The 11,646-nt window shown below is 76.6% G+C and carries 7 protein-coding genes and 1 pseudogene; 4 read left to right on the forward strand and 4 right to left on the reverse strand.

All coding sequences use genetic code 11. The features are described from left to right. A pseudogene (locus tag AB6N24_RS21235) lies at positions 1 to 1,048 on the reverse strand (hypothetical protein); the annotation flags it as partial. Between the two features lie 197 nt (positions 1,049 to 1,245). On the opposite strand from AB6N24_RS21235, the gene AB6N24_RS21240 reads away from it, so the two are divergent. Together AB6N24_RS21240 and AB6N24_RS21245 are read left to right on the forward strand one after the other, a co-directional pair. Then, entirely contained in the window at positions 1,246 to 2,289 is a 1,044-nt protein-coding gene (locus AB6N24_RS21240) for a hypothetical protein (RefSeq protein ID WP_412871352.1), read from the forward strand. A 45-nt stretch (positions 2,290 to 2,334) separates the two neighbouring features. Then, positions 2,335 to 3,378, forward strand: a complete 1,044-nt coding sequence (locus AB6N24_RS21245; RefSeq protein WP_412871353.1) for a LacI family DNA-binding transcriptional regulator — start codon at positions 2,335 to 2,337, stop codon at positions 3,376 to 3,378. An 89-nt stretch (positions 3,379 to 3,467) separates the two neighbouring features. Here AB6N24_RS21245 and AB6N24_RS21250 read toward each other — a convergent pair whose 3' ends face one another. Continuing rightward, complete coding sequence (locus AB6N24_RS21250; protein ID WP_412871354.1) at positions 3,468 to 4,154, reverse strand: GAF and ANTAR domain-containing protein; 687 nt, start codon at positions 4,152 to 4,154, stop codon at positions 3,468 to 3,470. A gap of 270 nt (positions 4,155 to 4,424) precedes the next feature. Here AB6N24_RS21250 and AB6N24_RS21255 point away from each other — a divergent pair, with 270 nt between their 5' ends. Continuing rightward, on the forward strand, positions 4,425 to 5,471 hold the full coding sequence (locus AB6N24_RS21255) for an aldo/keto reductase (RefSeq protein ID WP_412871355.1): 1,047 nt from the start codon (positions 4,425 to 4,427) through the stop codon (positions 5,469 to 5,471). Next, positions 5,468 to 8,437, forward strand: coding sequence for a glycosyl hydrolase family 95 catalytic domain-containing protein (locus tag AB6N24_RS21260; protein WP_412871356.1), 2,970 nt, complete (start codon positions 5,468 to 5,470; stop codon positions 8,435 to 8,437). Before AB6N24_RS21255 ends, AB6N24_RS21260 begins: the two co-directional genes overlap by 4 nt. 180 nt (positions 8,438 to 8,617) lie before the next feature. On the opposite strand, the gene AB6N24_RS21265 is transcribed toward AB6N24_RS21260, so the two are convergent. Next, the gene (locus AB6N24_RS21265; RefSeq protein WP_412871357.1) at positions 8,618 to 9,487 is read right to left on the reverse strand and encodes an amidohydrolase family protein; all 870 of its coding nucleotides are present in this window, start codon (positions 9,485 to 9,487) and stop codon (positions 8,618 to 8,620) included. 132 nt (positions 9,488 to 9,619) lie between these two features. Beyond that, positions 9,620 to 11,164: an arabinosylfuranosidase ArfA gene (arfA, locus tag AB6N24_RS21270; protein WP_412871358.1), complete on the reverse strand. Its 1,545-nt coding sequence runs from the start codon at positions 11,162 to 11,164 to the stop codon at positions 9,620 to 9,622. Positions 11,165 to 11,646: the final 482 nt, after the last annotated feature.

Raw genomic sequence — 11,646 nt, forward strand, 5'->3', positions numbered from 1 at the left:
GCGTGCCGCCGCGCGCGCTCTCGGCGCCGACCGCCCGGCCCGCGCCGGCCGACGGGGGCGGGCGCGGGGTGTAGTCCTGCACGAAGAACCCGCGCCAGCGCCCGCCGCACGAGGACGTCCAGCCGACCTCGTCGCGCTCCGACGTCAGCCGGACCTCGACGCCCGGCGCCGCACTGTCGTGGACCAGCACCGTCGTCCGCCCGGTCACGCGGTCGTGCTCGAACCCGTACGCCACGACCTGGTGGTTCTCGCCGGCGGTCGCGAGCGAGCGGGCCCGCACGAGCGCGAGCGGCACCGGGTGACCCGCCCGCAGCGCCTCGACGAGCCGCGGGAGCTCGCCCTCGGTGCACCAGCGGTGGACGCCCGCGTAGAGCCACGTCGCGTGGTCCGGGTGCGCCGACCACTCGGCGAAGCGCGCGGCCGACGGCACCCGGAACGAGTCGTCGGTCCGCGCCCGCAGGTGCTCGGTGAGCGGGTGGCCGTCGGGCGGCACGTCGTCGGGCACGGGGGCCGACGGCTCCGAGGCCGGCACCGGCACGCCCGCGTACCAGTGGTCGAGCGCCGCGAAGGCCATGCCGCCGCACAGCCCGCACACCGCGACGTCCCCGACACCGGGCAGGGTCGCGACCACGCCCGCGAACGCGTCCGGGAACGAGAAGCCGTCGCGGTCGGGACGGAAGTCGACGAGCGCGTACCCGGTCCGGGTCCCCGACGCCCAGGCGCGGCGCCCGTCGGGCCGCTCGAGCACGAGGTCCCCGTCGTCGAGCAGCGCGAGCTCCGCACCGGGGGTGCCTGCCGTCCCGGAGGTCCACAGCACGTATCCGTCGGGGCGGCGCACCACGAGCTCGCCGTCCTCCTGCAGGTGCGCGACCGAGCCGGGGCTGCCCGCGGTCGCGCTGTCCCACAGGTGCGCGCGCCGGCCGCTCGCGAAGTACTCGTACAGCACCAGGTTCCCGTCGGCCTGCATCGTCAGGAGCGTGCGCCGGTTCGCCGAGGCGAGCGCCTGCCCGTCCCGCAGCGCCGCGCCGGGACGCAGTCGTCGCTCCACGTGGACCCCCTCGGGTGGACGTCGTCGGTCCGTGCGGAGACGGCCCGGGCGGACCGTGCGGTGACGGTCCTGTGGGGGAGGACGCGCGCGCCGGGGTGCTGATACGCGGGTCGGTCCGGGGCCCCTCGGCCCGCGTCGGTGGCCACGCCGTGCACCGTCCCGTTCCGTCCCGGCGCCGCGTGCGCCACGATGTCGGGATGCGTCGACCCGGCACGCCCGAGCCCGGTGGCCGGTCCGTGCCCGCGCTGGTCCTCACCGCGCTGGTCCTCGCCGCGACGGCCGCGTGCTCGGCACCCGGCGACGCGTCGCCCGCCCGCCCGACCGCCACGTCCACGCCGACGGCCTCGGCGGCACCGTTGCCGCAGGACGTGCTGGCGGGGCTGCGCGTCGAGGTGCGCCAGAGCCGCACGGAGCGGGCCGCGCGCGTCGTGCAGGTCGCGGTGCACAACGACGGGACGACCGACCTCGAGGTCGTCGAGGCCCGGCTCGCGAGCCCCACGGTCGAGGGGGTCGCCGTGAGCGAGGACGGGCGGCGCGCACCCGCGGGGACCCGCCGGGACGTGCCGGTCGCGCTCGGCGACCCGGTGTGCGACGCGGGGGTGGCAGCGACGGCGGGCGGTGGCGCGCCGGCGGACGCGGACGACGAGACCGGGAGCTCGAGCGCGGCGAGCGGCGCGGGAGGCGCGGCGGCCGCGGCGGACGCGGGCGCGGTGACGGTCCGGCTCGAGGTCGTCGATGCCGCCGGTCGGCGCGGGACGCTCGAGGTGAGCCCGGAGGACCCGAACGGGCACCTGGCGCGGATCCACGGGGAGGACTGCGCGGCGGTCGCCGTCGTGCGGGGAGCCACGCTCGCGCTCGGTCCGCGCCTCGCGACGCGCCAGGAGCCCGACGGGCGCTGGGTCGGGACGGTCGAGCTCACCCTCACGCCGCGCCCGGGCGGTCCGGAGGTCGTGGTCGACGCGGTCGAGCGGACGGTCCTGCTCGACCCCGCGGCGGGCGGCCCGCAGTGGACCGCGGCGCTGTCGACCGCCCCGGACGGCGCGCGCACGGTCGGCCTCGACGTCGTGCCCGCGCGCTGCGACCCGCACGCCGTCGCGGAGGACAAGCGCGGCACGGCGTTCGGGGTGCGCGCGCACGTCGACGGTGTCGCGCAGCCGGTGTTCCACGTGACGGCGGACGACGCGCTGCGCGGCCTCGTGCACGACTTCGTCGCGCTGGCGTGCGGGTGGCCCGCGTCCTGACCCGCACCTCGGAGAGCGTTCTCTGGCGCGTGCTAGCGTCCCCGCATGGCCGACCCCGCCACGTCCGCCGCGCGCCCGACGCTCGAGGACGTCGCCCGTGTCGCCGGCGTCTCCCGGGCCACCGTGTCCCGCGTCGTCAACGGCCGCCCGGACGTCGCCGAGCACCTCCAGGAGCTCGTGCGGGAGGCGATCGCCCGCACCGGCTACGTCCCGAACCGCGCCGCGCGCTCGCTGGTGACCCGGCGCTCGGGGCTCGTCGTCGTCGCGGTCGCGGGGGCGGCGACGCCCGACGGCCCGCCGGACGAGGTCGACTTCCACGACCCGTTCGTGGGCCGCGCGGTCGGCGGGATCCTGCGCGCGCTGCGCCCCCGCGACGTCGACCCCGTCCTCATGCTCGCCGAGACGGACTCCGACCGGGCCCGGGTGCTCGGGCACCTGCAGCAGGGCCACGCCGACGGGGCGCTGCTCGTCTCGACCCGCCCCGACGACCCGCTCGCGCTGCTGCTCGTCGCGGCCGGCGTGCCGTCCGTGATCTTCGCGCACCCCGCCGCGCCGCTCCCCGTCAGCTTCGTCGACGTGGGGAACCGGGAGGGCGGTGCGCTCGCGGCCGAGCACCTCGTCGCACGGGGGCGCCGCCGCCTCGCCGTGATCGAGGGCCCGGCCGACGTCCCGTCGGCGCACGAGCGCCTCGCCGGCTTCCGGGACGCCGCCGCGCGGCACGGGCTGCCGGACGTCGTCACGGCCCCCGGCGGGTTCTCGTTCGTGACCGGCGCGGAGGCGATGCGCGCCCTGCTCGTCCGGCAGCCCGCGCTCGACGGGGTGTTCGCGGCGAACGACCTCATGGCGCTCGGCGCGGTCGACGTGCTCGAGGACGCGGGCCGCCGGGTGCCGCACGACGTGTCGGTCGTCGGGTTCGACGACAGCGCGCTCGCCCCCGTCGCCCGCCCGGCGCTCACCAGCGTGCGTCAGCCGATCGAGGAGATGACCGCGGAGATGGTCGCGATCCTGCTCGCGCAGATCGACGCGCCGGACCGCGGCGTGACCGGGTCGATCTTCGAGGCGACGCTGCAGGTCCGCGCCTCGTCCTGAGCCTCGGGCGGGCGGCACGCGCTCACCGCTCGCGCGCGGACGGGCTCCCGGCGGACACCCCGGGAGGCGTCCGACGGGGGCGGGACGAGTCAGCGGCGCGCCATCAGGGCCCGCGCGGCGCTCGGGACGTCGACCCCGGCCCGGTCGGCGGCGTCCGTCAGCCGGCGCCGCGCCTCGTCCGCCCCGACGCGCTGCTCCGCCATGACGAAGCCCACGGCCTGCTCCACGACGTCGAGCTCGTCGAGCGTGCGCGTCGCGGTCCGCGCGACGTCCCGGGTCCGGAACGGCAGGTCCGCGTTGGACACGCCCAGGCCCTGGCCGCCGCCGACGGCCTGCCTCAGCTCCGCCTCGACCCCGACGAACGCCTGGGGGTCCGCCGCGTACAGGTTCACCGCGCCGGCGACCTCGCCCCGCCTGACGACGAGCGGCAACGACAGCGTGCTGCGGACGTCCTGCGCGGCGGCCGCCCGCGCGAAGTGCTGCCAGCGCCGCTCGTCGAGCACGTCGTCGAGCTGGATCTCGTCCCCGCTGGCGGCGCTCTCGACGCACGGCCCGGCCGCGACGTACTGGACCGCGTCGAGCGCGGCGACCTGCTCCGACGTCGCCACGAGCGTGAACGTGAGCCCGCTGTCGATGAGGCTGATGCTCAGGCCGACGCAGCTGGGCACGATCGCGACGACGCGCTCCGCGAGGGTGTCGATCATCGACGCGAGGTCACGCTCGCTGGTCTCGTTGAGGGACCGGAGGACCTGGGCGGTCTCGGGTACGGGTTCCACAGCTCTCCCACGTGCACGGAAGGGCGCCCGTCGTTCCCGGGGCACGCTCCCAGGATGCCTGACGACCTCGGTCCCGCGCACGCGCACCCGTGACGGGCCGTGCTCGGGGTGGGGGTGCGCCGGCCCGGGGCAGGGGTGCGCGCCGCGCCTCCGGGGGCCCCGCTGCTCGCTCCCGCGACACCGTTGGTAGGGTCGCCGCAGCCCGCCGGGGGCGGTCCGTGCCGGACGTCCGCGGCGGTCGCCGAGCAGCGACGACGCGCAGGAGGACCCATGGCGGCAACGGGCGCAGGAGCGCACGACGGGCGGGCCGAGGACAGCCGCGAGGCGCTGACCAGGCACGTCGTGCCGAGGACCGGGACCGTCGTGACGGGTCTCGGGCTCGGGACCGCGCAGCTCGGCAACCTCGGGCGGGTCACGACCGACGAGGAGGCGCACGGCGCCGTCGCCCGTGCGTGGGAGCGGGGGATCCGCTACCTCGACACCGCCCCGTCGTACGGCCTCGGGCTCTCCGAGCGGCGCCTCGGGGCGCTGCTCGCGGCGTACCCGCGCGAGGAGTGCACGGTCTCGACCAAGGTCGGGCGCCGGCTCGTGCCGAGCCCGGAGCGCGCGCACCTGCGCGACGACGAGGGCTTCGACGTCCCGGCGGACACCCGCCGCGAGTGGGACCTCACGCGGGACGGCATCCGGCGGTCGATCGAGGAGAGCCTCGAGCGCACGGGCCTCGACCGCATCGACATCGCCTACCTGCACGACCCGGACCACGTCGGCGACGAGGCCGTCGCGACCGCGCTGCCCGCGCTCGTCGAGCTGCGCGACGAGGGTGTGCTCGGGGCGGTCGGCGCGGGGATGAACCAGTCGGCGATGCTCGCGCGGTTCGTCCGCGAGACCGACGTCGACGTCGTCATGCTCGCGGGCCGGTACACCCTGCTCGAGCAGGGCGCGCTCGCCGACCTCCTGCCGCTCGCGGTCGAGCGCAGCGTCGCCGTCGTGGCCGCGGCGCCCTACAACTCCGGCATCCTCGCCCGCCCCCGCCCGGCACCGGGGGCCCACCACAACTACGCTCCCGCGGACGCCGCGCTCGTCGAGCGCGCCCACGCGATCGCCGACGTGTGCGAGCGGCACGGCGTCACGCTGCCCGACGCCGCGCTCGCGTTCCCGGCCGCGCACCCCGCTGTCGTGTCCGTCGTGGTCGGGGCCCGGACGGCCGCGCAGGTCGACGACGCCGTCGACCGGTTCCGCACGCACGTCCCGGCCGACGTCTGGTCCGAGCTGCGCGAGGCCGGCCTGCTCGACCCGTCCGCCCCGACGCCCGCGTGAGCGCGACGGGCGGCGACGCCGGCGGCCTGACCCCGCACCGCACCGACGACCTGACCCTGCACTACACGGCCCCGGCGGCCGCCTGGACCGACGCCCTGCCGCTCGGCAACGGGCGGATCGGCGCCATGTGCTTCGGCGGGCCGCTGCGCGACCGCATCCAGGTCAACGACGACACCTGCTGGTCCGGCTCGCCGGCGACCAACGCGGGGATCCCGCGGATCGCCCCCGGCGAGGGCCCGCAGGTCGTCGCCGCGGCGCGCGAGGCGCTCGCCCGCGGCGACGTGCGCGCCGCGGAGCGGCACGTGCAGCGGCTCCAGCACGGGCACTCGCAGGCGTACCAGCCGCTCGTCGACCTGTGGGTCGAGCAGCTCCCGGCGGCGGACGAGGGGGCGTGGCCGGACGACCTGGCCGGCGCGGACGAGCGGGCGCAGCTCGACGAGCGGGCGCGGGTGGTCGAGCGGGCCGGCGCGGACCAGCGGCCGGGTTCCGGCGCGCGGACCGGGGCGGACGGCGAGGCCGCGCCCGACGGGACCGCGGCCGACGGGCACGGCGGCGCCGCCGCCTCCCGCACTCCCTACGCGCGCTGGCTCGACCTGCGCGACGCCGTCACCGGTCACGCCTGGACGTCCGGCGGTGTCCCGTCGGCGCAGGAGGTGTTCGTCAGCGCGCCCGCCGGGGTGCTCGTGCTGCGCCGCGTCGTCGAGGGTCCGCACGCGGACCTCGTGCTCAGCGTGACCTCGGCCCACCCGCTCGACGGCGTGCGCACCTCGACCGGCGAGCCGGACGGCGACGGGGTGCGGGGTGCCGGCTGGGCCGCGGTCGCCCGGATGCCGTCGCACGTGTGGCCGCCGCACGAGGACGTCCTGGAGCCGGTCGAGCGGAGCACCGCCCCCGGGAGCGCCGTGACCGCCGTCGTCGGGCTGCGGGTGCTGAGCGACGGCGACGTCGTGGCCGGGGACGAGCAGCTCGCCGTCCGCGGTGCTCGCGAGCTCGTCGTGCTGCTGGCGACCGAGACCGACTTCGGCGGCCCGGGCGTCGTGCCCCACGGCGACGTCGAGCGGCTCCGGGCGACGGTCGAGGCGCGGCTCGACGAGGCGGTGGCAGCGGGTCACGAGCGCCTGCGCGCCGAGCACGTCGCCGAGCACCGCGGGCTGCTGGACCGCGTCGGCCTCGTGCTGGGCGGCGCTGCGGACGAGCGGGTCGACCCCTCGGACGCGGTGCCGCGGGCGGTTGCGCCGGACGACGCCCCGCACGCCGGCCTGCCGGGCAGCACTCCGCTCGCTGCCACGTCCGGAGGGACCCGGGACGCCACCCGGTCCGGCGAGGCCCCGCACACCGTCCCCGCCGACGCCCGCGGCGCGGTCGGCCCGACCCCCGTCCCGGTCCCGGCGCTGCGGTCGGCGCCGACCGACGAGCGGCTCGCCCGGCACGCCGACGGAGATCCCGACCCGGGGCTCGCCGCGCTCGCGTTCCAGCACGGCCGCTACCTCCTCCTCGCCGGCTCTCGGCGCGGCACGCAGCCGATGGGCCTCCAGGGCCTGTGGAACGAGCACGTGCAGCCGCCGTGGTCCGGCAACTACACGCTCAACATCAACACCGAGATGAACTACTGGCCCGCGCTCGGCGCGAACCTCGCCGAGTGCCACGAGCCGCTGCTGACGTGGCTCGGCGCGCTCGCGGCGTCGGGCACGCGCACCGCCCACGAGCTCTACGGGGCGCGCGGGTGGGCGGCGCACCACAACTCCGACGTGTGGGGCTTCTCGCTCCCGGCGGGCGAGGGCGACGGCGACCCGTGCTGGACGGCCTGGCCCCTCGCCGGTGCGTGGCTCGCGCGCCACGTCTGGGACCACTACGAGTACACCGGGGACGCCGCGTTCCTCGCGCGGGCGTGGCCCGTCCTGCACGGCGCCGCGCTGTTCGTGCTCGACTGGCTCGTCGAGCTGCCCGACGGCACGCTCGGCACCGCGCCGGCCACGAGCCCCGAGAACAAGTACGTCGCGGCCGACGGGCTGCCCGCCGCCGTCTCGACCTCGACGACCTCCGACCTCGCGATGGTCCGCGACCTGCTGGAGCGCACGCTCGACGCGCGCGCCGCCCTGGCCGACGCGTCCGGCGACGACAGGTCCGCTCACGACCGGTCCGGCCACGACAGGTCCGGCCACGACAGGTCGGGCCACGACAGGTCCGGCCACGACACGTCCGGCGACGAGGTGTCCCCCGACGACCTCGACGCCCGCATCCGCGAGGCGCTGGAGCGGCTGCCCACGGAGCGCGTGGGCGCCGACGGCCGGCTCGCGGAGTGGCTGACCGACGTGCCCGACGCGGAGCCGACGCACCGCCACCAGTCGCACCTCTACCGCGTGCACCCGGGGACGTCGATCGACCCCGACCAGGCGCCGGCGCTGGCGACCGCCGCGGTCGCGAGCCTCGACGCGCGCGGTCCGGAGTCGACGGGCTGGTCGCTCGCGTGGCGGCTCAACCTGCGCGCCCGGCTGCGGGACGTCGCGGGCGTGGAGGCGTCGGTCCGGTCGTTCCTCGCCCCGGTCGACCTCGACCTGCCCGGGCGGTCGGGCCCGCGCTCCGGGGGCGGGGTCTACCGGAACCTGTTCTGCGCGCACCCGCCGTTCCAGGTCGACGGGAACCTCGGCTTCACGGCGGGCGTCGTCGAGGCGCTCGTCCAGGGACACCGGACGGTCGCGAGCGCGGAGGGTGTCCTCCGCGAGGTGCACCTGCTGCCCGCGCTGCCGGGCGCGTGGGCCGAGGGTGAGGTGCGCGGCCTGCGCGTGCGCGGCGGCGTCACGGTCGCGATCACCTGGTCGGCCGGGCGCGTGACCCGGGCGGAGCTCGTCGCCGACCGGGCGACCACGGTCGTCGTGCGCGAGGGTGCGGGGGAGGGGCCGCGCGTCACGCTCCACCTCGCCGCGGGGGTCCCGGCCGTGCTGGGCGCGGGGCTCGTCGGGGTCTGACCCGGTCGCTGCTCGGCGTCGGCCCTCCGGCTCGCGTGCCGCTGCCGCTCCCGGTGCGGCCGCGTCCGGCGTGGGGCCTGCTCGTCGGCCCGGGCCGCACCCGCGCGGTTGCACCCGGCCGTGACGCGGCTCCCGCGGTCAGGCGGTGTGTCACACCCGGCTGTGACGCGACTCCTGGGGTCAGACCGCGAGCCCGTAGACCCGGGTCGCCGTCCCGCCGAGCACCTCGGCACGCTCCGCCTCGTCGAGCCCGCCGAGGGTGTCGCGCGTCGCGGTCCACACCTCGGTGTAGGAGCTCGCGGCGAGCAGCGCGAGCGGCCAGTCGCTGCCGATCATGAGCCGGCCCGGCCCGAAGACCTCGAGCGCGTGGTCGACGGCGGGCCGCAGGTCGTCGACCGTCCAGCCCGGCCCCGCGGCGGTGTTGAGCCCCGACACCTTCGCGACGACGTTGGGTGCCTGGGCGATCTCGGCGATCATGCCGGCCCAGAGGTTCCAGACCGCGCGGTGGCCCGAGCGGAGCGCGGCGATCGGTGGCTTCGCGAGGTGGTCGAGCACGATCGTGAGGTCGGGGTGCCGCTCGGCGAGCATCGTGACGTGCGCGAGCAGCGTGGGTGTCTCGGCGCTCACGTCGAACGTCATGCGCCGGTCCGCGAGCAGGCCGAGGCTCTTGCCCACGTCGTCCCGCAGCAGCCAGCTCGGGTCCGTCTCGAGGTGCACCATGTGCCGGACGCCGACCACGGGCTCGCTGCGCCAGGCGTCGAGCTGTGCGGCGGTGTCGTCGGGGGAGACGAGCGGGACCCACGCGACGACGCCCGCGACCTCGGGGTTGCCGAGCGCCTGGTTGAGCATGTTCTCGCTGTCGGCGCGGTTGTCGGCCGACTGGACCAGCACGACGTGCCCGACACCCTGCTCGCGCAGCTCCGGCGCTGCGTCACCGACGGTGAAGACACGGTCGATCGAGGTCAGGTCGTGGGTGAGCCAGGGGTAGTGCACGGCCTCGGGATTCCAGACGTGCACATGGGCGTCGACCACGCTGTCGGCAGGGGGCATGACGCGAACGTAGCATTCGGACGCGTTTTCTCCCAGGTTTCCTGGATAACCTCATCGAACCCTCACCAATGGGTGTAAGAGGTCTGATGAATGCCGCTGGTCACAGCCGTGTCACGAAGATTGTGACCACAGTCAGATACGACTACCCGTGCCGTGCAGAGCGGTCCAGGACTCGGGCGCGAGCGTGACCGTGGTGGAGCCGTCCCCCGTGCCCGCGGGCGGCGCGCCGAGCGTCGACAGGCAGGCGGCCGCGACCTTCGCCGCGTGCTCGGGGCCCTCGACCGCGGGCTCGTGGTCCGCGAGCAGCTGCACGCCGCCCGTGAGCTCGACGCGCACGCCCGGGTGGGTCAGAACGACGTCGACCGGCTCGGGGGAGCGGTTGACCAGGAAGAGCGCGAGGGCCGCGTCCGTGCCGTCGACGTCGTCCCACGTCGCCGCGGCCGTCACGAGCGGGACCGTCCCGTGCAGCGCGGTCGTGACCGACGGCGCCTCCACGCGCAGGTCGAGCGCGACGCCGCGGGCGAGGCGGGCCGTCTCCGCGAACGGGTGGAACGTCGGCTGCCGCCAGGCCGGGCCGTCCGGCTCGGTCATGATCGGCGCGATCGCGTTGACCATCTGGGCGAGGCACGCGATCGGCACGCGGTCCGCGTGGTTCACGAGCGTCACGAGCAGGTCGCCGACCACCACGCCGTCGAGCGCCGAGTACACGTCCTCGATGACCCGGGGGGCGTCGCGCTGCAGCGGGAGGTTCTCGCCGCCGGCGAACCGCGACTCGAGGTACCAGACGTTCCACTCGTCGAACGAGACGGTGATCTGCTTGTCGGAGCGGCGCTGGGCGCCCACGGCGTCGGCGGTCGCCACGACGCGGCGGATGAAGCGGTCCATCGCGGTCCCGGAGCCGAGGAAGCTCGCGCGGTCACCGTCACGGTCCTCGTAGTACGCGTGCATCGAGAGGTGGTCGACGATGTCGTACGTGGACGACAGGACGGTCCGCTCCCACGAGCCGAACGTCGTCATCTGCATCGAGGACGAGCCGCACACCACGAGCTCGATGGCGGGGTCGACCAGCTTCATCGCCTTGCCTGCCTCGGCGGCGAGCCTGCCGTACTCGTGCGCGTCCTTGTGCCCGATCTGCCAGGGGCCGTCCATCTCGTTGCCGAGGCACCACAGGCGCACCCCGTAGGGCTTCTCGCGGCCGTTCGCGATGCGCATGTCGGCCCACTTCGAGCCGGCCTCGCCGTTGCAGTACTCGACGAGCGCGGCTGCGGCGGCGACCCCGCGCGTGCCGAGGTTGACGGCCATCATCGGCTCGATGCCCTCGCGCTCGGCCCACTGCAGGAACTCGTCCGTGCCGATCTCGTTGGGCTCGATCGTGCGCCAGGCGAGGTCGATGAACGGCTCCCGCTCCTCGCGCGGGCCGACGCCGTCCTCCCAGACGTAGTTGGAGACGAAGTTGCCGCCGGGGTAGCGCACCGTCGTGACCCCGAGCTCGCGCGTCAGGTCGGCGACGTCGCGCCGGAAGCCGTGCTCGTCGGCCGTGGCGTGGCCGGGCTCGTACAGGCCGGTGTACACGGCGCGGCCGATGTGCTCGACGAACGACCCGAACATCCGGCGGTCGACGGCGCCGACCCGGAAGTCGGGGTGGAGCACGACGGCGGCGCGCTGGCGCTCGGGCATGGCTGGGCTCCTCGAGGGTGGCCGGCTTCGTCGCCCGGCGACGCCGGGCGACGTTCTGGAACGCGAGGGCACACGGTCTGCGCGGTGTCCGGCGCCTGTGCCGACCTCGCCCGAGCAACGCTGCCCGCACGGGTCGACGGCCGTCGACCCGCCGCAACGATACCGATATCGAAGCCGCGCCGTGTGCAGGGACGAGCGCCGACCGGCGGGGGCCGTCAACGCCGGTCCCGCCGGGCCGCGCTGCGGTGCCGCGGCGCGCGCACCCGGCGCCGCGACACCCCGAGCCTGACGCCACGGCGATCCGGGGCTACCATCATCGTGCGGCGGGAACGCGCTTTCCCACCGGGTGCGACGACGCCCCGGAGCGACGGCCCGGCGCCGACGAGGAGACCCGCGTGACCGACGTGCCGACCACCGTCCCGCAGCCCGCAGCCCAGCCCTCCGCCGGGCACCCCGCGACGCCGCCCGGCGCGCAGCCGGGC

The sequence above is a fragment of the Cellulomonas jepli genome (assembly GCF_047229345.1).
GTDB lineage: Bacteria > Actinomycetota > Actinomycetes > Actinomycetales > Cellulomonadaceae > Cellulomonas_A.